At 33.6% G+C, this 24,098-nt stretch carries 20 protein-coding genes (1 of these 20 running past the window's edge); 7 read left to right on the top strand and 13 right to left on the bottom strand.

From position 1 onward, the window contains the following. The 8 genes in view from D6T69_RS04285 to D6T69_RS04250 are tightly spaced (at most 34 nt apart) and all read right to left on the bottom strand, a layout consistent with a single transcriptional unit that may run on beyond the window. On the bottom strand, positions 1-1,614 hold the 5' portion of the coding sequence (locus D6T69_RS04285) for a cytochrome c oxidase subunit I (protein WP_125066611.1). Its footprint begins 156 nt before the window's first position; only the first 1,614 of its 1,770 coding nucleotides appear in the window; its start codon is at positions 1,612-1,614; its stop codon lies beyond the left edge, outside the window. A gap of 27 nt (positions 1,615-1,641) precedes the next feature. Beyond that, positions 1,642-2,649 carry a cytochrome c oxidase subunit II gene (locus D6T69_RS04280; RefSeq protein WP_125066610.1) on the bottom strand — a complete coding sequence of 336 codons (1,008 nt, stop codon included), beginning with the start codon at positions 2,647-2,649 and terminating at the stop codon, positions 1,642-1,644. Between the two features lie 34 nt (positions 2,650-2,683). Next, on the bottom strand, positions 2,684-4,279 hold the full coding sequence (locus D6T69_RS04275) for a quinol:cytochrome C oxidoreductase (RefSeq protein WP_125066609.1): 1,596 nt from the start codon (positions 4,277-4,279) through the stop codon (positions 2,684-2,686). A gap of 22 nt (positions 4,280-4,301) precedes the next feature. Continuing rightward, positions 4,302-4,850: a c-type cytochrome gene (locus D6T69_RS04270; RefSeq protein WP_206197836.1), complete on the bottom strand. Its 549-nt coding sequence runs from the start codon at positions 4,848-4,850 to the stop codon at positions 4,302-4,304. A 9-nt stretch (positions 4,851-4,859) separates the two neighbouring features. Further along, positions 4,860-5,387 (bottom strand): DUF3341 domain-containing protein, encoded by a 528-nt coding sequence (locus D6T69_RS04265; protein WP_125066608.1) that lies wholly within the window; start codon positions 5,385-5,387, stop codon positions 4,860-4,862. After that, complete coding sequence (nrfD, locus tag D6T69_RS04260) at positions 5,377-6,777, bottom strand: NrfD/PsrC family molybdoenzyme membrane anchor subunit (protein ID WP_028891351.1); 1,401 nt, start codon at positions 6,775-6,777, stop codon at positions 5,377-5,379. The genes D6T69_RS04265 and nrfD overlap by 11 nt, the downstream gene beginning before the upstream one ends. Before the next feature lie 27 nt (positions 6,778-6,804). Then, positions 6,805-9,951: a TAT-variant-translocated molybdopterin oxidoreductase gene (locus D6T69_RS04255; RefSeq protein WP_125066607.1), complete on the bottom strand. Its 3,147-nt coding sequence runs from the start codon at positions 9,949-9,951 to the stop codon at positions 6,805-6,807. Between the two features lie 32 nt (positions 9,952-9,983). Further along, entirely contained in the window at positions 9,984-11,276 is a 1,293-nt protein-coding gene (locus tag D6T69_RS04250) for a c-type cytochrome (RefSeq protein WP_125066606.1), read from the bottom strand. Between the two features lie 215 nt (positions 11,277-11,491). On the opposite strand from D6T69_RS04250, the gene D6T69_RS04245 reads away from it, so the two are divergent. Next, a complete protein-coding gene (locus D6T69_RS04245) occupies positions 11,492-11,854 on the top strand; it encodes an SPOR domain-containing protein (RefSeq protein ID WP_125066605.1) in 363 nt (120 codons plus the stop codon). Positions 11,855-11,932: 78 nt separating this feature from the next. Here D6T69_RS04245 and D6T69_RS04240 read toward each other — a convergent pair whose 3' ends face one another. Together D6T69_RS04240 and D6T69_RS04235 are read right to left on the bottom strand one after the other, a co-directional pair. Next, on the bottom strand, positions 11,933-13,831 hold the full coding sequence (locus D6T69_RS04240) for an amidophosphoribosyltransferase (protein ID WP_125066604.1): 1,899 nt from the start codon (positions 13,829-13,831) through the stop codon (positions 11,933-11,935). A 79-nt stretch (positions 13,832-13,910) separates the two neighbouring features. After that, positions 13,911-14,837: a PfkB family carbohydrate kinase gene (locus tag D6T69_RS04235; protein ID WP_125066603.1), complete on the bottom strand. Its 927-nt coding sequence runs from the start codon at positions 14,835-14,837 to the stop codon at positions 13,911-13,913. A 192-nt stretch (positions 14,838-15,029) separates the two neighbouring features. Here D6T69_RS04235 and D6T69_RS04230 point away from each other — a divergent pair, with 192 nt between their 5' ends. The 6 genes from D6T69_RS04230 to D6T69_RS04205 all read left to right on the top strand — a co-directional run bounded on the left by D6T69_RS04230 (position 15,030) and on the right by D6T69_RS04205 (position 19,384). Beyond that, the gene (locus D6T69_RS04230; RefSeq protein ID WP_125066602.1) at positions 15,030-15,455 is read left to right on the top strand and encodes a SufE family protein; all 426 of its coding nucleotides are present in this window, start codon (positions 15,030-15,032) and stop codon (positions 15,453-15,455) included. A 15-nt stretch (positions 15,456-15,470) separates the two neighbouring features. Continuing rightward, the gene (locus D6T69_RS04225) at positions 15,471-15,791 is read left to right on the top strand and encodes a DUF59 domain-containing protein (RefSeq protein ID WP_115899355.1); all 321 of its coding nucleotides are present in this window, start codon (positions 15,471-15,473) and stop codon (positions 15,789-15,791) included. Positions 15,792-15,813: 22 nt separating this feature from the next. Then, the gene (locus D6T69_RS04220) at positions 15,814-16,323 is read left to right on the top strand and encodes a DUF2480 family protein (protein WP_125066601.1); all 510 of its coding nucleotides are present in this window, start codon (positions 15,814-15,816) and stop codon (positions 16,321-16,323) included. A gap of 33 nt (positions 16,324-16,356) precedes the next feature. Then, a complete protein-coding gene (locus D6T69_RS04215) occupies positions 16,357-17,307 on the top strand; it encodes a DUF3078 domain-containing protein (RefSeq protein ID WP_125066600.1) in 951 nt (316 codons plus the stop codon). Positions 17,308-17,386: 79 nt separating this feature from the next. After that, positions 17,387-18,226 (top strand): DUF3078 domain-containing protein, encoded by an 840-nt coding sequence (locus D6T69_RS04210; RefSeq protein ID WP_125066599.1) that lies wholly within the window; start codon positions 17,387-17,389, stop codon positions 18,224-18,226. Positions 18,227-18,310: 84 nt separating this feature from the next. After that, positions 18,311-19,384, top strand: a complete 1,074-nt coding sequence (locus D6T69_RS04205; RefSeq protein WP_125066598.1) for a CNNM domain-containing protein — start codon at positions 18,311-18,313, stop codon at positions 19,382-19,384. A gap of 81 nt (positions 19,385-19,465) precedes the next feature. Here D6T69_RS04205 and D6T69_RS04200 read toward each other — a convergent pair whose 3' ends face one another. The 3 genes from D6T69_RS04200 to D6T69_RS04190 all read right to left on the bottom strand — a co-directional run bounded on the left by D6T69_RS04200 (position 19,466) and on the right by D6T69_RS04190 (position 23,778). Beyond that, complete coding sequence (locus D6T69_RS04200; RefSeq protein WP_125066597.1) at positions 19,466-22,192, bottom strand: TonB-dependent receptor; 2,727 nt, start codon at positions 22,190-22,192, stop codon at positions 19,466-19,468. A 44-nt stretch (positions 22,193-22,236) separates the two neighbouring features. After that, positions 22,237-22,971: an energy transducer TonB gene (locus D6T69_RS04195; RefSeq protein ID WP_164506683.1), complete on the bottom strand. Its 735-nt coding sequence runs from the start codon at positions 22,969-22,971 to the stop codon at positions 22,237-22,239. A gap of 111 nt (positions 22,972-23,082) precedes the next feature. Beyond that, positions 23,083-23,778 carry an energy transducer TonB gene (locus tag D6T69_RS04190; RefSeq protein ID WP_125066595.1) on the bottom strand — a complete coding sequence of 232 codons (696 nt, stop codon included), beginning with the start codon at positions 23,776-23,778 and terminating at the stop codon, positions 23,083-23,085. Positions 23,779-24,098: the final 320 nt, after the last annotated feature.

Genomic DNA, 24,098 nt, shown 5'->3' with positions numbered 1-24,098 from the left:
TGGAGTAGTCCACTCAAGTGTATTTGCATTCCATGGGTTTTGCGTTGCTTTTTGACCTCTGTACATAGAGATGAAGAAGTTGGCAATAAAAATTAACTGTGCGAAACCTCCAACAATTGCCATTATAGTCATGAATACGTTAATATCTGCTAAGTCGTCAAACATTGGGAAGTTTGTGTTTGTATAGTAACGACGTGGTAAACCAGCTAATCCTATAAAGTGCATTGGGAAGAATACTCCGTAAGCACTAATAATTGTTAACCAAAAATGCCAGTATCCTAATGTTTTATTCATCATTCTACCATACATTTTAGGGAACCAGTGGTAAACACCAGCAAACATTCCTAATAAAGCAGATACACCCATTACTAAGTGGAAGTGCGCCACTACGAAATATGTATCGTGAACGTTAATATCTAAAGCAGAATCTCCTAATACTAATCCTGTTAATCCTCCTGTTACAAAAGTAGAAACTAATCCGATTGAGAACATCATTGCAGGGTTTAACTGTAAATTACCTTTCCATAAGGTAGTTACATAGTTAAACGCTTTTACCGCCGAAGGAATTGCAATTAATACTGTTGTAAAAGTAAATACAGATCCTAAGAATGGATTCATTCCTGATACAAACATGTGGTGACCCCATACGATTGTAGATAAAAATGCAATTGCCATGATAGATCCAACCATTGCGCGGTAACCAAAAATTGGTTTACGTGCATTTGTTGAAATTACTTCTGAACTAATACCTAATGCAGGTAATAAGATGATATATACCTCTGGGTGACCTAAGAACCAGAATAAGTGTTCGAATAATACTGGTGATCCTCCTTGGTAATGTAATACTTCACCAGAAATAAAGATATCTGATAAGTAAAAAGAAGTACCAAAGCTTCTATCGAAGATTAATAATAATGCTGCCGATAATAATACTGGGAATGAAATTACACCAATAATTGCTGTAATAAAGAATGCCCACATTGTTAATGGCAATCTTGTCATCTTCAATCCTTTTGTACGTAAATTTAAAACTGTTACGATATAGTTTAACGATCCGATTAATGACGAAGCAATAAATATTGCCATAGACACTAACCATAATGTCATACCTGTACCTGAACCTGGAATTGCTTGTGGTAATGCTGATAATGGAGGGTAAATTGTCCATCCTGCCGATGCTGGTCCTGCTTCTACAAATAATGAGATAATCATTATTACTGATGATAAGAAGAATAACCAGTAAGATACCATATTTAAGAATCCAGAAGCCATATCACGAGCTCCAATTTGTAACGGAATTAATAGGTTAGAGAATGTACCACTTAAACCTGCCGTTAATACAAAGAATACCATGATTGTACCGTGTATTGTAACTAACGCTAGGTACATATCTGGATTCATAATTCCATCTGTTTGATGGTTTCCTAAGAATGCTTCAACAATTGAAAACGATGTATCTGGCCATGCAATTTGTAAACGAAATAACATAGACATGAAACCTCCTATGATACCCATAAATATACCTGTAACAAGGAACTGCTTCGAGATCATTTTATGATCTTGGCTAAAGATGTATTTAGTTACAAATGTTTCTTTGTGATGATGATCTGACATAATCTATATATACTTTAAAAAAATATCTTATTTAATAACTTGAGCTAATGTTTTTTGTTCTGATAACCACTTGTTGTATTCTTCTTCTTCAACAACAGTAATTTTCATTTGCATATTGTAGTGAGATGCTCCACAAATTTTGTTACATAATAATAAGTAATCAAACTCATATGGGTCTTCTCCTTTAGCTCTTCTAATTTTGTTAATTCCTTCTGTTTTTGCAATTACCTCAGAATTTTGACGCATTTCTGCAGTGGTATACTTTGGCGTAAATGCGAATTGAGTAACCATACCTGGAACACAGTTCATTTGTACTCTAAAGTGTGGCATATAAGCAGAGTGTAATACATCTTGCGAACGGAACTTGAATAATACTTTCTTCCCTTTAGGTAAGTATAATTCAGTTACTTGCTTATCATCTTGTGCACTTGGGTCTGACATATCAACCCCCATAGTATTAATTCCTTTGATAAAGTTTACATTACCTAAACCTAATTGGTTGTCTTCACCTGCATAACGTGCATCCCAACGGAATTGTTGAGAGTATACTTCAATTACGATAGGGTTTTCATCATCTCCAACATACATAATGTTGTTCCATGCCCATAAACCATATCCGATTAACAATACAATTGTTACAGCTGGAATAGTTGTCCAGATTAACTCTAATTTGTGGCTATCTGCATAAAATAATGCTTTGTTGTTTTTGTTTCCTCTATACTTGTAAGTAAAGAAGAAAATTAAAAACTGCATTCCAAACTGAACGATTCCAATTAACCAAAAAGTAATATTGAAAAGGTTATCATCATGCTCTCCTTCAAAAGAAGCAGCTTCTGGTAACATGATTACGTTCATGGCAATTAAGCAGTAAATCATCATTGCATAAAGGAATGCTAAGAAACCTAAAGCGTATTTACCTTGTTTTTCGTTGTCTTTATCTGTAGCAATTACAGAACGGAAATTCATTATACGAGTAATTTGCCAAAAACTTACTCCAATTGCAACTGCTATGAAAATATAAAATAAAGCGAGCATATTATCTAAACTATTTGTTTATTAATTCTTTTTATTAATGATGATTACTATCTTCTCCTCTGTGTTCGATATTATAGTAATGATATGTTTCACTCTCGTGTAAATATGGGTTACCTTTTGGTACTGGATTTGCTTTTGCAAATGCACTGAAAGTAGCGAAGATAAATAATCCTGTAAAGAATAATAATCCGCTAATCTCACCTATTCCGAATCCCCATTGACCACCAACTGTTCCTGGCATAACCATTACAAATAAATCGATATAGTGACCAGCTAAAATTACTACACCTCCTAAGATTACAAACCAAGGCATGCTCTTAAAGTCACTGTTTATTAGCAATAATACAGGGAAAATAAAGTTCATTCCTACCATTGCTAAAAATGGCACTTTATATTCGTTAAAACGTAATAAGAAATAAGTAGTCTCTTCTGGCATATCTGCATACCATATTAGCATGAACTGTGCGAACCATAAGTATGTCCAGAATACAGAAAAACCAAACATAAATTTAGCTAAATCATGAATATGACTATCATTTACTAATGGTAATACTCCTTTTGAACGTAAGTAAATAGTTACCATTGCAATTACTGTTAATGCTGATACTAAGAAAGTAGCTAATACATACCATCCAAATAATGTTGAGAACCAGTGTGGGTCTATTGCCATAATCCAGTCCCAAGAAGCCATACTTTCAGTAAGCATAAAGAATACTAAAAAGATAACTGTTGCATTATAATTTTTCTTGTGTTGTTTTAAATCTCCATTATCCTGTGCTAAAGACCACTTTCTAATAAGGAAACGATAAACATTCCAACCTGTTAAGTATATGATACTTCTAATTAACCACCCTGGAGTATTTAACCACCATTTTTTACCATCTACTATTGCATCATAGTTTGGACTCGTTGGGTCAGTTACTCCCTCTCCCATCCAAGTAAATAGGTGGTTCATGTGCATTGCTGTTAATATTAAGAATACTAACATTGCTAAACTCACATAATGTAAGTTTGAAGAAATAGCTTCCATTACTCTATGTAATACTACAGACCAACCTGCTTGTGCAACAATTTGTGATCCGTAAAAAGCTAATACTAATAATGTAATACCTAAAGAGAATAATAAAGCAACATACAAAGCAGACCAAGGTCTATTTTGCATTTGGTGTAAAGCGTGTTCTGCATGAGCTTCTCCGTGATCTTCACCATGAGCAGCTACTTCAGCATGAGCTTCAGTTGTTGTTTCGTGCGCTTCATCAGTTGTAGTATCTTCAGCTACGTGTACAGCCGAACTATCTTGCGCTTGTGTATTTTCAGTAGCTTCTTCTGAGTGATCTTGTTCAACATTGTGTGCTACTTCTTCAGTATGTGTAGCAGTACTATCTGCAACATGCTCTTCAGTTGTTGAATCTTCTTGGTGATTTTCAACTTTAGCTTCTTCTTTATGCTCTACATCAGCATGATCTGCTTTCGCTTCATGACCTCCATGATGTGCATCTTGTTTTGCTAAAATTTCTTTTGCTTCTTCTAATGTTTTAGGCGCTGAAAAGAAACTATAACCTGTTCCTAAAAGTCCTACAGCCATTAAAACAATAGCTAGCATTTTTAATTTTCCTGAAAACTGGTACATATCTTAACTATCTATTATAGACTTATTTTAATTCGCTTCTTAATTTTTCTACGTATTGTACAACTTGCCAACGCTCATTGTATCTTAACTGTGATGCATGAGATCCCATTAAGTTTTTACCATACATAATTACATGATAAATATTTCCTGGAGTTAACTCTCTGTCTGCGTAATTTGGGATACCGTTGAATTTATCTCTTTGAGATAATACTCCGTTACCATCACCTTTTGTTCCGTGACAAGAAGCACAGTAAATTCCGTATAATTCTTTACCTTTTTCTAAGTTAGCCTCAGTTGTTGGTAATGGATTTTTTAATTCAGCTTTTGCTTTTTCATATCCTTCATTAGTATCTGGAATATCATAAGCTACAACTCCGTTTCTACTTACAGTACCTGCTACTGGTAATTTATTCACCATTTCATTATCAATACCTTCTGCTCCATTTGCATCGTAAGGTACAGATACATACATATCAGGCATGTATTGTACTTGTGGTTTGCGTTTATCGTTACAAGAACTTAAGCTTGTTGCTACTACAGCTAAAGCGATAATTATTTTTAAACTCTTCATATCTCTTTATTAGTGCGTTTCTACTACGTTAATTTCTACAGCTCCTGTTGTTTCTAACAATGACACTAATTCTTCTTCACTTCCTTCAACAGGAATTTCCATTAAAAAGTGATCATCTGTAGTTCTTGGGTCAGGGTTTTCAGCTTCTTTGAATGGCCAAATCTTACTTCTCATGTAAAAAGTAATTACCATTAAGTGTGCTGCAAAAAACACTGTTAATTCGAATAAAATTGGTACGAAAGCCGGCATGTTTGCTGCCCAAGAAAAGTTTGGTTTACCACCAATGTCTTGTGGCCAATCAGCAATCATGGTATACCATGTTAACCATACTGCTACTGATAAACCTGTAATACCATATAAAAAAGCAGTAATTGCTAAACGTGTTGGTGCTAAGCCCATTGCTTTGTCTAACCCGTGAACTGGAAATGGACAAAATACTTCTTCGATATGATGATTTTCTGCTTTTACTTTCTTAACGGCATCCATTAAGATATCATCATCATTATATAATGCGTGAATTACTTTATTAGTGCTCATTGTTCTCTTCTCTTGATTTTTTAAAATTCTCACCTGATGATTTCAAAATAGTCTTAATCTCTGCTGTAGGGATTACTGGGAAAGTTCTTGCATATAATAAGAATAATACAAAGAAGAATCCGATAGTTCCTATAAAGATACCTACGTCTACAAACGTTGGTTCAAAACGCCACCATGTAGATGGTAACTGTCCTTTACTTAATACAATTGCAATGATATCAAAACGCTCAAACCACATACCGATGTTAATTACTATCGAGATAATAAAAGACCAGATAAAACTTCTTCTAATCTTTTTAATCCATAATAACTGTGGTGTGAAAATGTTACAAATTAATAACGACCAGAATGCCCATCCGTAAGCTCCTGCTTCAGCTCCAAATGATAAATATGTGTAGTTTTCGTAAGGAGAACCTGTATACCATGCAATGAAAAATTCTGTTGCATAAGCTACTGCTACGATACCTCCTGTTAAGATGATAACGATGTTCATATACTCTACGTGTAAACGTGTAATATATGCTTCCATGTTCGTAACCTTACGCATGATACCTAATAACGTTTGTACCATTGCGAACCCTGAGAAAATTGCCCCTGCTACGAAATAAGGAGGGAAAATTGTTGAGTGCCATCCTGGGTTGATAGAAGTTGCGAAGTCCATCGATACAATTGTGTGTACAGAAAGTACTAATGGAGTTGCTAAACCTGCTAATACTAACGACACTTCTTCAAAACGTTGCCAGTCTTTAGCTCTACCAGACCATCCGAAAGATAATAATGCATATATTTTCTTTTGGAAAGGTTTTACAGCTCTATCACGAATCGTTGCAAAATCAGGTAATAAACCAGTCCACCAGAAAACCAATGATACCGATAAATATGTAGAAATTGCGAATACATCCCATAATAATGGCGAGTTAAAGTTAACCCATAATGATCCGAATTGGTTTGGAATTGGTAATACCCAGTATCCGTTCCATGGACGTCCCATGTGAATAATTGGGAATAATCCTGCTTGGAATACCGCAAAGATTGTCATCGCTTCTGCAGAACGGTTAATTGCCATTCTCCATTTTTGACGGAATAATAATAATACGGCAGAAATAAGTGTACCGGCATGACCAATACCTACCCACCATACGAAGTTGGTAATATCCCATGCCCAACCGATGTTTTTACTTAATCCCCAAACACCAATACCTGTTCCTACGGTGTAGAAGATACATCCAAATCCCCATAACATTGCTGCTAAAGAGATATAGAATGCTATATACCAATTTTTGTTTGCTTTCCCTTCAATAGGTCTAGCAATATCTTCAGTAATATCGTGGTAACTCTTGTCACCAAGTATTAAAGGTTCTCTATAAGATGATTCGTAATGAGACGACATAAATCTATATACTTATTAATTTTACTATTAAGCTTCGTTTGTATTTCTTACTTTCACTTGATACACTACGTTTGGTTTTGTACCAATATAATCTAACACGTGGAAAGCTCTTTTATCTTCTTTTAACGCTGTAACTGTATCTTCTGAGTTGTTTATATCTCCAAATACCATAGCTCCAGTAGAACAAGCAGATGAACATGCTGTTTCAAACTCATCTTTGTTAACAGCTCTACCTTCTTTCTTAGCTTTTAAGATAGTAGCCTGCGTCATTTGGATACACATAGAACATTTCTCCATAACTCCACGAGAACGAACTACTACGTCTGGGTTTAACACCATTTTTCCGTACTCGTTGTTCATGTTAAAGTCAAACTCGTTGTTTTCAGCGTAGTTAAACCAGTTGAAACGACGAACTCTATATGGACAGTTGTTAGCACAGTAACGAGTACCTACACAACGGTTATATGCCATTTGGTTTTGACCTTGACGACCGTGTGACGTTGCTGCTACTGGACATACTGTTTCACATGGTGCGTGGTTACAGTGCTGACACATCATAGGTTGGAAAGCAACCTGTGGGTTTTCAGCTGGATTTTCTAAAGCATCAAATAAATCTCCTTTGCTTAACTCTAATACTTTTTCAGTATAACGTCTTTCAATTTCTTGGTTAGCTATGTTTGGATTTTGAGCTTTGAACTCTTCCAATGTCATTTTAGCTTCGTGTTGCTTGTCTTCTACAGTAGAAGAGTAGTAACGGTCAATACGCAACCAAGCCATATCTCTACCAACTCTCATTTCATCTTTACCAACAACTGGAACGTTGTTTTCTGCGTGACATGCAATAACACATGCTCCACAACCTGTACAAGATGTTAAATCGATAGATAAGTTAAAGTGGTGTCCTAAACTTCTGTCATGCTCATCCCATAAGTCGATTTTACTTCCTTCAACTTCTTGATGATCATAAGAAACCATGAATGGTTTATTCCATGTATGCTTAGGATCTAATTTTTTATCGTTTACTTCTTTTAATGAAGCTTCTCTTAAAATATCGTGACGACCTGCTAAGGTGCTTTGTACTTGCATACAAGCAAACTTGTGCCATCCTGAAGCTTTTTCAATAGAAACATTGTATTGAACATTGCTTCCATTTTGGTAGAAAGGATATGCATTAATACCTACTTGCATTTCTGACTTTAATCCTTGAGTTCTACCATACCCTAATGCTAAACCAATCGATCCTTTTGCTTGACCTGGTTGTATAATTACTGGAATCTTGTTAATTGTAACTCCATTAACTGTTACATTAGCATAGTTACCATCAATAGCACCGTTATCTTTTACTGGATTTTCAAAACCTAATTCTTTAGCATCAGCCATAGAAACAGTTAAGTAATTATCCCAAGAAGCACGTGTAATTGGATCTGGTAATTCTTGTAACCATGGGTTATTTGCTTGTTTACCATCTCCTAAAGCTGTTGATGAATATAAGTTTAATTCGAATCCTGAGGCGTTGTTAGCGTTTCTTACTAATTGTACTGCTGCTGCATTTACATCTGCTGTAGATTCAAAAGCTGTTTCTTCTTCTACAGTAACACTTTCAGCTTTAAAGAATCCATCATGTAATGCTTGATTCCATGAAGCTCCTCCTAATACATTTGTACTCCAAAATTCTTTTAAAGTGTCATAATAATTCACTGTACTTCCAGACCACTTTAATAATACATCTTGTACTTGACGTGTATTAAATAATGGTTGAATAGTTGGTTGCATTAAACTATAAACACCTTGCTTCGCCATAACATCTCCCCAACTTTCTAAGTTATGAGGTGATGGCAATGTATATTGTGTAGCATTAGCTGTAGCATCATCTTGAGTAGATAAGGCAACAGATAATTTTAAGTTTTTAATTCCTTCTACTAAATCAGCTGCATTTGCTAAAGTATATAAAGGGTTTACATTGTAAGTAATTAAACCTTTTACTTTTCCTCCTTTAACATCTGCTACTAATTGAGCAACTTGAGTATCGTTACCTTGGCGTTTTAAATTCACCGCCTTTGTATCGATCACCTCACTATTTAACGCTTTGTTGATTGCTAATGCAATTAATTGTGCGTTTTTGTCATTTAAACCTGTAACAACAACTCCTTTTGAACCTGCTCTTTTAAGATCTTTAGCTAATTGCTTTACCTCTGCATCAAAAGCTGTTGCTTTTGAAGGAAGGCTACTTCCTGTTACTTGGTTGTATAAGTTTATTAAAGCGAAAACTTGTTCAGATGGCTTTGCAACAATTCTTTTATCAGCATTTGCTCCTGCTAAAGACATGTTACTTTCTATTTGAACATGGTAAGACATTTTACCAGTTTCAACTCTACGACCTTCAGCATAAGATTTTTCGTACCCTCCTTGCCAATCTCCTAAGAAATCTGCTCCGATAGATGCAATAACTTCCGCCTTGCTAAAATCGTAATCTGGTAATGCTCTTTTACCATACATAGCTTCAAAAGCATCTGCAGTAGCACTTTCAGAAATAGCATCATATACTACATGCTTAACATTTGGGTAAGCTGTAATAAAATCTGCAATTACTTTTTCAGTAGAAGGACTCGCTAAAGTCCCTGTTAATAACACTACTGGTTCATTAGCATCTTTTAATTCGTTTAATTTTGCGATAATTTCTTTATCTGCATCCGCCCAAGAAATTTGAGTTTCTCCTTTTCTAGGTTCTTTTAAACGTAATTTTTCATCGTATAATGATAAAACTGATGCTTGAGTACGTGCGCTAGTTACCCCTCCTGCCTCTTTATTTGGCATGATTTGAATTGGACGCCCTTCGCGTGTTTTTACTAATACGTTTGCGAAATCAAAACCATCTGCAATTGTAGTTGCGTACCAATCAGCAACACCTACTACGATATCATTAGGTTGCACTACATAAGGAATTGATTTTCTTACTGGACCTTCACAAGCTGCTAAAGAAGCTGCTGCTGTGGTAAATCCAACATATTTCAAGAAATCTCTACGTGAAGTTGATGATGTTTCTAAGGTTTCTTTGTCGCCTAAAAATTCATCTGTAGGAATATCTTGTACAAACTCATTATTACGTAGCGTTTCAACAATAGAACTACCTTTTAGTTCTTCAACACTTTGCCAGTATTTTTTGTTTGAAGCCATTTATATATGTGTTTTTCTACTTTCTAAATTGATTAATAGTGGCACTTACCACACTCTTTTCCTCCTAATTGCGCAATAGTTACTTGCTCAACACCGTACTTTTTAGCTAAATCTTCATGAATTTTAGCATAGTACTCATTACCTTTTAAGTCAACCTTAGTTTCCTTATGACAGTCGATACACCACCCCATTGTTAATGGCGAGTATTGATACACTTCTTCCATTTCCTCTACAGGTCCGTGACATTTTTGACAAGCTACACCTCCAACTGTTACGTGTTGTGAGTGGTTAAAATATGCAAAATCTGGTAAGTTATGAACCCTAACCCATTTAACTGGCTTAGTATTTCCTGTATACTCTAATTTATCTGCATCCCAACCTGCTGCTTCATAAATCTTAGCGATTTCTTTATCTAAATCTGCTTTCACTAATGTATGATCATCCATTACCACTTTAGTATCATCAGCAACTTCTGAGATATTCTTATGACAGTTCATACAAACATTTACTGAAGGAATTCCAGATGTTTTACTGTGCTTAGCTGATGAGTGACAGTATTGACAGTCAATCTTATTATCTCCTGCGTGAATTTTATGTGAAAATGCAATTGGTTGAATTGGTTGATAATTTGTATCAACACCTACTTTAAACAACGTACCAAATAAGAAGTAAGCCGCTACTAAAGCACCAAAAATTACCGTTAACACTTTTAAGAATGTATTCTGCTTAATTCCTTGCCACAACTCCGCAGTTTGCCCCATTAAACCAGGAGTTTTAGGGGCTCCTTTTAATTCACTAATCGTTTTTAATAAACCACCAATAATTAAAAACGCCACAACAATTGCCGCAGCCAATATGTAAATCAACCACTTAGGCGCTTGATCTCCCTGAGGCTGACCAGCAACTTCACCTCCTGCAGCAGGGGTTTTCTTCACCTCACCAACAGTTGTATAATAAAGAATATCATCAATGTTTTGATCTGTTAACTGCGGAAAAGCAGTCATATTAGAACCATTATACTCTTCAAAAATGGCAATCGCATCTTTGTCTCCAGATGCTCTAAGTTCAGCATTATTCTTAATCCATGCCTTTAACCATTCGTTAGTTCTTTTTTCTTCTATTCCAGCTAACGCAGGACCCACAAGTTTTTTATCTAACTTGTGACAAGAAGCACAAAGAGATTTAAATAATTTCTTTCCTTCTTTTTGACGCGCTTCGTCAATATCTTGTGAAAACGCGGAAGAACTTACTAAGAAAACTAAAAAGAAAGCTAAACTCCTTACTAGAGTTTTGGTTAATCTACTGTGATGATTCACACTTTTCATACTATAAAATATAAGTTTTGTATCTATTTTGGTACAATTTTTTCTGTTACATCTTTTAAAAATCAGTACACAGAAAGTTGCACAAAAGTACTACTTCTGTCTAAATTGTGAAATGTTAAGAGATTCCTAATTTGTAATTTATAATAATTCTAAATAAACAGCGTTAACAATGTATTAACTGACAAGTCGTTACTTTTGTAAAAAGATTCAACAAAATGAAAAAATACAGCATATTAATCACCTTTTTATTCATTATTGCAGGTAGTGTTTTTAATGTAAAAGCTCAAGATAAACTTACTGAAAACAAAGACATTATTTCATTAATAGAAAAAAAGCGAGCTTACAATAAACATAATGGGAGTGGATATAGAATCCAATTATACAACGGGCTTGAAAGACGCGCAAGAAGCTTGCGTAATAGATTTAAAATTGAATATCCTGATGTTTACACTAAACTAACTTACAAAGCTCCAGAATGGAAAATACAAGTAGGGAATTATAAAACGCGTTTACATGCGGACAGAGCCCTAAATGAGATTCGCGAAAAGTTCTCTGGCGCAATTGTAGTTCCTATGTAATTAAACATATTTTACAGCATAAAAAAAGAGTAATCGTTTGTTCGATTACTCTTTTTTATTTACTGAACTAATTAATTATTAATAAGCTCTTTTATCATTTCCTTCATAAAAATTGATGAATGCTTGGTTTACTACTCTATGACCTCCATCAGTAGGATAATCACCAGTAAAATACCAATCTCCTAAATTGTCTGGACACGCTTTATGCAAGCCACTTACTGGTTGGAATATAACCTCTACTTTTGCCTTAATTTCAGCTGTTTTTAGCATTTGCGCAATCTTTGCAGAAACTTCTTCATCTGTAAAAGGTGCATAAATTTCCTTAACGTAGTTTACCACGTCTTTATCTTCACTGTTTTCTTGTTGCTTACACTTTTGATACACTTCATCAACAATATGATACTGATTTGTTTCTTTCAACAATTCTAAAGCTGCTTTAAACGCAATAAAATCATTAATCTTAGCCATATCAATACCATAACAATCAGGATAACGGATTTGAGGCGCGGAAGAAACTACTACTATTTTCTTAGGATTTAATCTATCCAAAATCTTAATAATACTCTTCTTCAAAGTAGTACCTCTTACAATACTATCATCAATAATAACCAAATTATCTGTTGGCTTTACCACACCATAAGTTACATCATATACGTGTGCTACTAAATCATCACGACTACTATCATCTGTAATAAAGGTACGTAGTTTCGCATCTTTAATCGCTATTTTTTCAAAACGTGGTCTTTTAGAAAGAATTTCAATTACTCTTTCTTTTGAAAGCTTTCCTTCACCCGCCAAAATTGCATCAGTCTTTTGTTGATTTAATACATCTTCAGCCGCTTCCATCATTCCGAAGAATGATGTTTCCGCAGTATTAGGGATGTAAGAAAATACTGAATTTTCTATATCACTATCAATAGATTTTAAAACTTCAGGAAACACATACTTCCCTAAGTTTTTACGTTCTTCATAAATTGACGCATCACTTCCTCTTGAGAAATAAATACGCTCGAAAGAACATGCTTTTTTTGGTCTCTCTTCTAAAACAGGAGCCATTGTTGTTTGACCATTCTTTTTAATAATCAACGCATGACCTCTATCTATTTCTTTAATTGTATCAATCGGCACGTTAAATACCGTTTGAATCACTGGTCGTTCTGAAGCTACCACTACTACTTCGTCATCTTCATAAAAGAATGCTGGACGAATAGCAGATGGATCACGTAATACAAAAGCATCTCCGTGACCTAACAGTCCTGCCATTGCATAACCACCATCCCAGTTCTTAGCAGAACGCTGTAAAATACGTTGGATATCTAAGTTTTCTTCTATGTAAGGTGAAGCATCTTTTTTATTAAATCCTTCTTCTTTGGCCTTTAAGTACAAATCAGACACTTCTGACTCTAAAAAATGACCAATTTTTTCCATCACAGTCACTGTATCAGTAAACTCTTTTGGATGTTGTCCTAAATCAATTAAATCATTTAATAATTGTTTAGAGTTTGTCATATTAAAGTTTCCTGCAACAATCAAACTCTGATGTTTCCAGTTACTCTGACGCAAGAAAGGATGTACACTCTCTATAGAGTTTTTACCAAATGTACCATAACGAACATGTCCTAAAAATAGATTTCCAATGTAAGGTACATTTTCTTCTTGCCATTTTACATCATCAACCTTATCTGGGTTCTCTTCAAAAACTCCATTGATTCTATGGTTTATTTTACCAAAGATATCTTGAATTGGCTGTGATTGGTTGGAACGAACTCTACTTATATATCTAGTTCCAGGCTCTACATTAAATTTAATACTTGCTAATCCAGCACCGTCTTGTCCTCGGTTGTGCTGTTTTTCCATTAGCAGGTACATTTTATTTACACCATAAAACGCGGTACCATATTTGTCTTTATAGTACTGTAATGGTTTTTTTAAACGAACCATTGCAATTCCGCATTCGTGTTTAATAGCGTCACTCATTTAATTTCAAGTATTTAGTTGTGTTGTAGTTTTGTGTGTTGTATAAAAAAATCCGCAGCAAAAAGCGCGGATTTATAGTTTATGATAGTGCTATATCAAATTGTGTTAATTCTTTAAACGCTTTTAAGCGTACTTGTACCTCCTCGCTAGTTAACTCCTCCATACGCTGTGTTCCGAACTTTTCAACACAGAACGATGCTAAGTTAGATCCGTAGATAATTGCACTCTTCATGTTTTCGAATGAAATATCTTCTGTTTTAGCTAAATATCCGCAGAAACCTCCTGCAAATGTATCTCCAGCTCCAGTTGGGTCGAACACCTCTGCTAATGGCAATGCTGGTGCAAAGAACATGTTTCCTTCATTAAATAACAAAGCTCCGTGTTCTCCTTTTTTAATTACTACGTATTTTGGTCCCATTTCGTGAATCTTCTTTGCTGCATTTACCAACGAGTACTCTCCACTTAACTGACGTGCTTCTTCGTCGTTAATTGTAATAACATCTACACGTTTTAAAACCTCATGTAAATCGTTTAATGCTATATCCATCCAAAAGTTCATAGTATCTAACACTACTAACTTAGGTCTTTCATTCATTTGATCTAATACCGATGCTTGTGTTAATGGGTGTAAATTACCTAACATTACAATAGGTGCATCTTTAAACGATTCTGGAACTACTGGTTGAAAATGCTCTAATACATTTAGTTCTGTCACTAAAGTATCGCGAGAATTCATATCGTTATGGTACTTTCCACTCCAAAAGAATGTTTTTCCTTCTTTTACTATTTCCACTCCATCAGTATTAATTCCTTTATCGTTCATCATATCTAAGTATGATTGTGGAAAATCTCCTCCAACTACAGAAACAACTCCTGTTTGCACTCCAAACTGTGAAGCTGCTAATCCTACAAACGTTCCTGATCCTCCTAAGATTTTATCAGTTTTTCCAAATGGTGTTTCTATAGCGTCAAATGCTACTGTTCCTACTGCTAATAATTTACTCATAACTCTACTTAATATTTCTTCAACTGAAGAAATGTATTTGTTTCATTAAGTCTTTATAAATTACTAAGACTTAAATTTTTACTAATTATACTCATTAAGGCTTAAACTCTCATGTCAACTGCCTTTTTTGTCGTAATTTTGCGTCTTTAATTAAAAACGGTCTTTTTGACTTTGCAAAAATAGTTTTAAAAAATGACTATCAAAGAAATACAAGAAGAAATTATTGACGAGTTTTCTATGTTTGAAGACTGGATGGAGCGTTATGAGTACATTATAGAGCTGGGAAAATCGCTACCTTTAATAAACGAAGCATACAAATTAGATGAAAACCTAATTAAGGGATGCCAATCGAAAGTATGGTTACATTCTGAATTAAAAGGTGACACTATTGAGTTTACTGCCGATAGTGATGCTATTTTAACAAAAGGAATTGTGGCGCTATTATTGAGGGTGTTTTCTGACCAAACACCTAAGGCTATTTTGGATGCCGATACTGACTTTATTGATGAGATTGGTTTAAAAGAACATTTAAGCCCTACTCGTGCTAATGGGTTAGTATCAATGGTAAAACAAATAAAGATGTATGCGATTGCTCAACAAAGCAAATTAGCAAATTAAAAGAAGTTTAGAATTATGACTGAAGATAAATTAGAAGAATTAGGAGATAAAATTGTTCGTGTATTGAAAACAATTTTCGACCCTGAAATACCAGTTGACATCTACGAACTGGGGTTGATTTACGATGTTTTTATATCAGAAGAGAATGATGCTAAAATATTAATGACATTAACTTCTCCCAACTGTCCTGTTGCTGAAACATTGCCTGTTGAAGTAGAAGAAAAAGTAAAAACTTTAAAGGAGATCAACAACTGTGAGGTCGAAATCACTTTCGATCCTACTTGGACTCAAGATATGATGAGTGAAGAAGCAAAATTAGAATTAGGAATGCTTTAATTTTTTAGCTCGTATTAAACTTATGGCAGAAGAAATTATAAATAGAGTTGCTAATAGCAAGCTTACCACAATAGACCTTGAAGATTTTTATCCTGAAGGTAAACGTGTAGTGTTTGATATTAAGGATTGGTTATTTGAAGAATTAATTCTTCGTGAAAAAGACTTTAGAGAATCTGTAAAAAATCACGATTGGACTCAATACCAAGACAGTTATGTTTCTTTAACTTGTTCTACTGATGCTATTATTCCTTCATGGGCTTATCTTTTACTAACCACTGAGCTTACTCCTTTTGCTAAAAAGGTTGTTGTTGGTGATTTAATAGTCCTAGAAACTGTAATATATCAAGAGATAATTCAACAGTTAGACACTTCTGAATATAAAGACAAACCTGTAATAATTAAAGGGTGTGCAAATAAACCCATACCACCATCAGCATACACCTTATTAATTGAAAAAATCAAACCTGTAGCTAAAACCATTATGTTTGGTGAAGCTTGTTCAACTGTTCCACTTTATAAGAGAAAAAAATAATTAGACTCATATAATTCCTCAACTTAATTACCAATGAAAAAGCTGTTCCTAATCTTATTTTCTTGTTACTCTTTTTCTATAGTTTCTCAAGAAACTAAAAAAGATAGTATCTCAACTGTAGATTTACAAAACTCACCTTTAGATACTAGTTTTGCTTTCTACATATTTAATAAACGAGTATTTGCAAAGCCGTTAGTTAAGAAAAACCCACCAAAAAAATGGACTGTTGTCGGAAAGTATACCTTTCTTTTCAACCAATCATCTTTTTCTAATTGGACAGCAGGAGGAAATAATACCGTTGCTGGAAATATGACACTTGGTTACGATTTCAACTACAAGAGAAAAAAGTGGAACTGGGATAATAAAGTTATTTCTGCTTATGGTTTAAGTTATGTTGATGGTCAAGGAATGAGAAAAACAGAAGATCAGTTTGAATACAACTCTTTGTTGGGATTAAGGACTTCCAAGCTTTGGTTTTTTTCTTTTTTTAGTAACTTTAAAACACAGTATACCAAAGGTTATGATTACAAACAAGAGCCTAAAGTAGCAGTGTCAGATTTCTTTTCTCCAGCATATTGGAGTTTTGGACCTGGTATGCTATGGAAGCGAAATGATGATGCCCGAATAAACATTGCACCTGCAACAGCTCGTTATACATTTGTATCCGATCAGTTTTCTGGCAAGTACGGTGTAGATAAAGGCAAGAATACAAATTTCAGTTTAGGTTTCAACCTTTCAGCTTACTTCAAAAGTAAAATAATGAAAGATGTAACTATGGAAAGCATTGTAGCGGTATATTCTGATTATTTAAACAAACCACAAAATATAGATATCGATTACCAATTAAACATCTTTGTTAAAATTAATAAAAACCTATCTACTAACCTTGGATTACATGCCATTATTGATGACGATGCTTCAAGTAAAGTTCAATTTAAAGAAGTGTTTGGTCTTGGTTTGAATTATATTTTTCATAAGACGTGACTTTTGGCGTAATGCTATTGTCTAAACCCTAGGTTAAGTGTACATTCGCGCCCTCAAAATTTAATTTAAAACTAAAAAAATGAAAAAATTATTAGCTATTGCTGTTTTGTTTGGAACATTAACAGCTAACGCTCAAGAAGAAAAAAAGGAAGAACCTAAAGAAGGATGGAAAAGAAGTGGTAATATATCTTTTCTATTCAATCAATCTGCTTTTAACAATTGGTTAGCTGGTGGTACAAATAATATTTCTGGTACTATTGGGTTAAACTATGATTTTAATTACACTAAAGGTGATTGGACTTGGGATAATAAACTAATTGCTTCTTACGGTTTAACAAAGTTAAAAGGAGAAGAAATGCAAAAAACTGATGATCGTTTAGAGTTAAATTCTTTATTAGGTAAAAAAGCTAGCGGATATTGGTATTACTCTGCTTTTTTAAACTTTAAGACTCAAATGTCTTCTACCTATGTTTCTGGTGAGCAAACATCTCACTTCTTTTCTCCCGCCTACTTCCAACTTGGACCTGGTATGCTTTGGAAAAAACATGATAATTTAAAAGTAAACATCGCTCCTGCAACTTCTAAGTTAATATATGTGCACAAACACTTGACTGACTTAGGACCTGCTTTTGGAGTAGAACAAAACGAAACTACCCGTTATGAATTAGGTGCTGCAATTAATGCTTATTACAAATTAGATGTAATGAAAAATGTGTCTGTAGAAAATATCTTAAACCTATACAGCAACTATTTAGAAGATTTTCAAAATGTAGATATTGATTACACTGTTAACGTGGTAATGAAAGTTAACAAATACTTATCTGCGAATCTTTCTATGCAAGCTATTTATGACGACAACGCCTTCAGAGGATTTCAAACTAGAGAAGTGTTTGGTCTAGGAGTAAATTACGGTTTCTAGAAAAACAAAACATAATAGTAAAGCCTCAAGAATATATTCTTGAGGTTTTCTTTTTTACGTATTTTAGCTTAAAAATTTTAACGAATGACATTATTAATTGTTTACGCCACCTTATCCATATTTTTTTCTTTTTTATGCTCTATATTAGAGGCTGTTCTACTAAGTGTTACTCCTACTTTTGTAAATGTTAAAAAGAAAGAAGAGAAAGCTTATGCAAACGATCTTGAAGCATTAAAAAAAGATGTAGACAAACCTCTTATTGCCATCTTAACAGTTAACACTATTGCTCATACTGTAGGAGCTATCCTTGTTGGTGCTCAGGCAAAGAAAATATTTAGTGATGAAGGAAACGGCGTTTTTATCGTTTCTGCTATAATGACTATTTTAATTTTAGTAGCTTCTGAAATTATTCCTAAAACCATTGGAGCTACTTACTGGAAGTCTTTAGCTGGATTTACAACCAAAGCTTTAAATGTGCTAATTTTCTTTTGTAAATACACAGGTATTATATGGATACTTCAATTATTTACTAAACTATTTGGTAAAGGAGCTCATGGGGAAAGTGTTCTAAGTAGAGAAGACTTTTCTGCTATGACCGATATTGCTGAGCAGGAAGGCGTTTTTCATGAAAGTGAAGGTAAAGTAATTAGAAACATGCTAAACTTTAAAGAAGTTCAAGCTAAGCATATTATGACACCTCGTACAGTACTTACTACTGCTAATGAAAATCAAAGTATTGAATCTTTTTTTAATAAAAATAGGCCTCTACGCTTTTCTAGAATACCAGTATATGCTGAAAACCCAGATAACATAACTGGCTATGTTTTAAAGGATCAATTATTACTTTCTTTAGTTGATAACAAAGGAAATGAACCTTTAAAAACAATTAAAAGAGAAATTATTATTGCTAGCAGAGAGCTTTCTATTCCTAATTTATTTGAAAAATTAATTGAGCAAAGAGAGCATTTAGCTTTAGTTGTAGATGAGTATGGAGCTGTTAGTGGTTTAGTAACTCAAGAAGACGTTATAGAAACGCTTTTAGGCTATGAAATAATGGATGAGAGTGACAATGTAGCCAACTTACAAAGTTTAGCTAGAAAAAGCTGGGAGCAGCGTGCTAAACGATTAGGGATAATTAATGACTCTGAAAACGAATAGCAAACTACTTTAAAAGTTTATAAAACGAAAGAGGCGTGAATTAATTCACGCCTCTTTTTTATTTTATAGTTTAAACTATTTCTAGTCATTGATTGTCCAAGAAACATAGTACATAGAACCAATTAACCCTGATCCTGGTGCAACCATATACTCATTACCAGTTAAGTTAGTTCCTCCTAATTTAAATCTTGATTTAATAGCAGGTACTCTATAGTTTATTTGTGCATCTAATACAGTTCTTGCATCTACTGTATCATCTAAGAAGCTTGACTGCCAATAGAACTCATCTTGCCATCTTAAATTTACATTAAATCCAAAATTTTTAAACAAGTTTGGATTTCCAAACATTACTTTTACTTGGTGCTCTGGAGTATTAAATCCTGCTTTAAAAGTAGGATCATCACTTTGATCAAAAACTAATTTTGAATATGTATAGTTAGCTCCTATGTTAAATGTCTTAAATACTTTTGTATTTAACCCAACACCTACACCATACGAATCTACATTCGCTGATGTATTTGTATTAAGAACAAACGAAGTATAATCTCCATTATCTATTGCTGCATCAGCTTGCGCATCTGGTGTTCCATCTGCTTCTAAACCTCCATAATTAGCTACAATAACATCTTTGAATGCTACAAAGTCGTTATACTGGTTATAATAACCATTAATGTCTATCTCTAATATATTTCTACTATTTAAGTCGATGATACTTCTATATCCTACTTCATATGAAGTAACCTTTTCTGGTTTAATTGGATTCACATCAAGCTTAACTCTATTGTCAGTTCCAACTAAAGCATTTCCAAAAGCTTGTCTACCAGTAATTACACTAGTAGAGCCATCTTGATTAGCTACTATAGTAGAAAAACGATCTAAGTTTTCTTGAGAAGTACCTAAAATATACTTGCTTGGTCCTGAACGTAATCCAAAGTATTGCTCTAAGGTACTTGGATTTCTAAACCCTGTTTGATAAGAAGCTCTTAAAATATGGTTTTTTGATTCACCTAAAGAATAGTTTAACGCTACCCTTGGTGAGAAGTTTCCTTCAAAGTTTTTAGATTTATCATAACGAACAGACCCTGTAAATTTTAATCTATCATCTAAAAATTTCTTTTGAATTTGAGAGTAAACCCCTACCATATCAAACTCAATACTACTGTTTTCATCTGTAAATAAAGTTCCGTTTGAGTTAATATCGAATTTACGGTAAGAACCTCCTACTTGAATCTCTCCCCAACGAATTATATCTTTAAAGTTATAATTAGCATCAAAATGATAAAAAGAAGTTTCATCTTTAATTCCTGCTCCTCCTTTGTTTATTGGAGTATTAATTACCTCTTCTAAAGCTGTTTTAAACTCAGGTGAACCTGGTACATATCTATTTCTATTAGCAAACCTTCTTGCATCTGCATCGTTAAAAGGTGTAAACCCAGGAACTGTTAATGCTCCGCTATATATTCCAGCATATTCTTGATACCAATTTTGTGTTGGATTATATTTTTCATTTAAAGCAATCGCTGCAAATCGTAAATCGTGACTTTTCCCTGAATCATTACCAGTATAGTAACCTCTTACAAAGAAATTTCTTCCTTTCAATTCTAATTTGTACTGTTCAATAAAATATCCTTTTTGAGAGAATCTATTCGTTCCTTGATATGTGTTATCTCCACGAGAAAAACGAGAATTTAATATAATCTCTAATGCGTCATTTGCCCATGGTCTGATATGTATAGATCCATCAAATTTTAGGTTATACCCATTATAATTTGTTAAGTCTGATTCATTGTATCCTGTTCTACTTACATTCAAAGAAGGTAATGCTGAATTTAAATCATTTAAGTTAAAATTAAAATCATCACCATATACATTTACACCATCATAATCAGTATTAGTATTTCTATCTCCATCAGTTGCAGTTCCTCCAATACCTGTCGTGTTTCTGGTATCATCTGCATGCCATTCTTCAGCTGAGAAATAAGTAAAATTAGCTTTAGCTGCTACATAATCATTAAACTTAAATGCCATACGAACTCCTGCATCATAAAAAGGATTGTTACCTGCCGCTTTTTGCGACATACTACCTGTTTTTATATAAGTACTAATACCTGCATCATCAAAAGGGTTTCTACTTCTCATTAACAAAATACCATTAAAAGCATTTGCGCCATATAAGGCAGAAGAAGCTCCTGGTAAAATTTCAACATTTTTCACATCTAAATCAGACAGTCCCATAATGTTTCCTGCTGAGAAGTTCAATGCTGGTATTGATGTTTCTACCCCATCAACTAATTGTACAAATCGGGTGTTGTCGAAAGTAGAAAAGCCACGAGAGTTTACAGATTTAAACCCGTAATTTGCTTCACGTGATTCAATTCCTTTTAAGTTTACTAATCCATCATAAAATGACACAGAAGTATTTCTTTTTACATCAACAATCCCCATTCTTTCAATAGTTACAGGAGATTCGATAACTCGTTCAGGCGATCTAGATGCTGAAATTACAACTTCATCTAATGCTACACTTTCTTTTAAAATTACATTTACTTCTTGATCTTGTGAAGTAACATCTATTATTTCTGTCTTATATCCAAAAGCAGAAACTTGTATAGTTATAGGGTAAGTTGACTTAACTTGTAACGTAAAATTTCCTTCAAAGTCAGAAACAGCTCTAGCTTCTCCTGAAAGAATTACTGCATTTGGAAAAGGCTCCAAGTATTCGTCGTAAATTTTTCCATTTACTGTAGTTTGTGCATAAATAGACATACTACACACTACCAAAACTAAGGATAGTAGTTTTTTAAACATAATGTTTATTTTAATTGATTTGTATTAAGTTATTTGTGGTTTATTTACTCGTCAAGAGCAAACATAATAGGGAATCCGTATTTTACAGAGGTTTCATCTCCTGACTTTTTAGCAGGAATGAACTGTGGTAATTGAGATACCACACGAATAGCTTCGTTATTTAATAACTCTCCATTTTTTGGCCCTAAAGTTTTAATATTTTTTACCTGACCATTTTTATCAATAATAAAACGCACCCATACTTCTCCTTGAATAGATTCTTTTACTGCTTGATTAGGATATCTGAAGTGTTTTTGAATATGCTTTACCATTTCAACATTAAAACAGTCTAACCTTTCATTTTTCTTAGCTTTTTCACATGCAGAAAACAAAGGTATTCTATCAACAGTAGTAAATTTTTCAGCCTTACGAACCTCTTCTGCTGATAGTTTACTTGTTATATTTTCAAGATTATTTTTAAAAGTTAAAGACTGATTTAACTCTGTTTGTGGAGTGGTACTTTCTATTGCCGCTGTTCCTGCACCTGATAACTCAGTTGCACTTGAAACAGCTTTCTTTTTTGAAATTTCTCTCTTTTTTAAATATCTTCTATTAGCCGATACTTTTACAGAGATTTGTCGTGTACCTTTATTTTTCTTGTCTTTTGGAGCAATAGTACATTTTGTTATACTATTTAAGTCTACTAAAGACTCTTCAGGGGTTTCACATACTTCACGTTGCGACACAACATTAGTAGCATAAAAACAAACTAATGTTATAACTAAAATAATTTTTCTCATACCTAAGGGGTTTAACATTTTTTCAATCAACTAATTATAGTTCATCATTTGTGAAAAACATGGCGTGCAAAGGTATTCTTTTTTTTATAGAAAATAAATTATTTTAACACTCTAATATTCAGAGTTATTTAAGCTAAAGTTCATAGGAAAGCTGTATGCTACACTTGTATTTTTTCCTTGTTGTTTTCCTGGTGTGAAGTTAGGGAGTAATAGTATAATTCTTTTTGCCTCATTTTTCAAAATCTCATGTACATTTACCCCTTCTGTTTTAATACCCGTTACTTTACCTGTTTCATCAATTACAAAACTAACTAACACCTCTCCCTCTATACCTTTATCCAAAGCTTCTTCGGGATAAACCAGTGTATTGATTATATGGTTTTGCATTTGATAATTAAAACAATCTACCTTATCCTTTAAAGGATCGCTGCATGATAAAAACGTAGGGATTTCATCTACTACATCAAAAGAAATAGCTTTCTTAGTTATTTTTCTTGTGATTGGAAATATATTATATAAGCGACATGTTGCTAAATCATTTGTTGTTTTTATAAACTTGATTTTGTTGGCTTCTATGCTATTGGCCAAACTAATAACTTTTTCAAAGTAAATACGCTTTCTTAAATATCTTCTACTAGAAATTGTAGTTACAACAACAGGTGTCTCCTCTTTCTTTTTTTCTACTAAACACTTGTCAACTACGTTTACATCTACTGAATGAAAATTTTCAGATGTACACTTCTCTTGTGCTATAGCCAATTGTAAGCCACAACACAGTAACAAGAGGGATATTATATTTTTCATCATGATCTATTCAGATTAACACATGGTAACTCAAAAGAGCGGACATTTCATCTAGCTTTAAATTTTATACTTAAAACTTTATGAATACTTGGCAAGTTAGCTGGTTAAATAAGGTTAAACTACTGACGTTGGATTTAAGCTTTCTTATTAACTGATTGATCTAATAAAAATCGTCTAGATTTTGTTTGTGAAGTTTTACTATTTTTCATTTTCAGGGGGATAAAATGGTTAAAAATATTAATTTACAATGCTTTATAAAATGTAGTAAAAACTACTTTAGCGATTATAAATATAACAAAAAAGAACTTAAAGTAGCAATTCTT

Origin of the sequence: Tenacibaculum singaporense, assembly GCF_003867015.1 — a bacterium.
GTDB classification, from domain to species: Bacteria; Bacteroidota; Bacteroidia; order Flavobacteriales; family Flavobacteriaceae; genus Polaribacter; species Polaribacter singaporensis.
This window is presented reverse-complemented; position numbering and strand designations above follow the sequence as displayed.

What these genes read in the sequence shown, in the direction of transcription:
- D6T69_RS04280 (WP_125066610.1), bottom strand. Translation starts at nt 2,649, where the DNA reads ATGCTCGCTTTATTTTATATTTTCATAGCAGTTGCAATTGGAGTAAGT.
- D6T69_RS04275 (WP_125066609.1), bottom strand. Translation starts at nt 4,279, where the DNA reads ATGTACCAGTTTTCAGGAAAATTAAAAATGCTAGCTATTGTTTTAATG.
- D6T69_RS04270 (WP_206197836.1), bottom strand. Translation starts at nt 4,850, where the DNA reads ATGAAGAGTTTAAAAATAATTATCGCTTTAGCTGTAGTAGCAACAAGC.
- D6T69_RS04265 (WP_125066608.1), bottom strand. Translation starts at nt 5,387, where the DNA reads ATGAGCACTAATAAAGTAATTCACGCATTATATAATGATGATGATATC.
- nrfD (WP_028891351.1), bottom strand. Translation starts at nt 6,777, where the DNA reads ATGTCGTCTCATTACGAATCATCTTATAGAGAACCTTTAATACTTGGT.
- D6T69_RS04255 (WP_125066607.1), bottom strand. Translation starts at nt 9,951, where the DNA reads ATGGCTTCAAACAAAAAATACTGGCAAAGTGTTGAAGAACTAAAAGGT.
- D6T69_RS04250 (WP_125066606.1), bottom strand. Translation starts at nt 11,276, where the DNA reads ATGAAAAGTGTGAATCATCACAGTAGATTAACCAAAACTCTAGTAAGG.
- D6T69_RS04245 (WP_125066605.1), top strand. Translation starts at nt 11,492, where the DNA reads ATGAAAAAATACAGCATATTAATCACCTTTTTATTCATTATTGCAGGT.
- D6T69_RS04240 (WP_125066604.1), bottom strand. Translation starts at nt 13,831, where the DNA reads ATGAGTGACGCTATTAAACACGAATGCGGAATTGCAATGGTTCGTTTA.
- D6T69_RS04235 (WP_125066603.1), bottom strand. Translation starts at nt 14,837, where the DNA reads ATGAGTAAATTATTAGCAGTAGGAACAGTAGCATTTGACGCTATAGAA.
- D6T69_RS04230 (WP_125066602.1), top strand. Translation starts at nt 15,030, where the DNA reads ATGACTATCAAAGAAATACAAGAAGAAATTATTGACGAGTTTTCTATG.
- D6T69_RS04225 (WP_115899355.1), top strand. Translation starts at nt 15,471, where the DNA reads ATGACTGAAGATAAATTAGAAGAATTAGGAGATAAAATTGTTCGTGTA.
- D6T69_RS04220 (WP_125066601.1), top strand. Translation starts at nt 15,814, where the DNA reads ATGGCAGAAGAAATTATAAATAGAGTTGCTAATAGCAAGCTTACCACA.
- D6T69_RS04215 (WP_125066600.1), top strand. Translation starts at nt 16,357, where the DNA reads ATGAAAAAGCTGTTCCTAATCTTATTTTCTTGTTACTCTTTTTCTATA.
- D6T69_RS04210 (WP_125066599.1), top strand. Translation starts at nt 17,387, where the DNA reads ATGAAAAAATTATTAGCTATTGCTGTTTTGTTTGGAACATTAACAGCT.
- D6T69_RS04205 (WP_125066598.1), top strand. Translation starts at nt 18,311, where the DNA reads ATGACATTATTAATTGTTTACGCCACCTTATCCATATTTTTTTCTTTT.
- D6T69_RS04200 (WP_125066597.1), bottom strand. Translation starts at nt 22,192, where the DNA reads ATGTTTAAAAAACTACTATCCTTAGTTTTGGTAGTGTGTAGTATGTCT.
- D6T69_RS04195 (WP_164506683.1), bottom strand. Translation starts at nt 22,971, where the DNA reads ATGAGAAAAATTATTTTAGTTATAACATTAGTTTGTTTTTATGCTACT.
- D6T69_RS04190 (WP_125066595.1), bottom strand. Translation starts at nt 23,778, where the DNA reads ATGATGAAAAATATAATATCCCTCTTGTTACTGTGTTGTGGCTTACAA.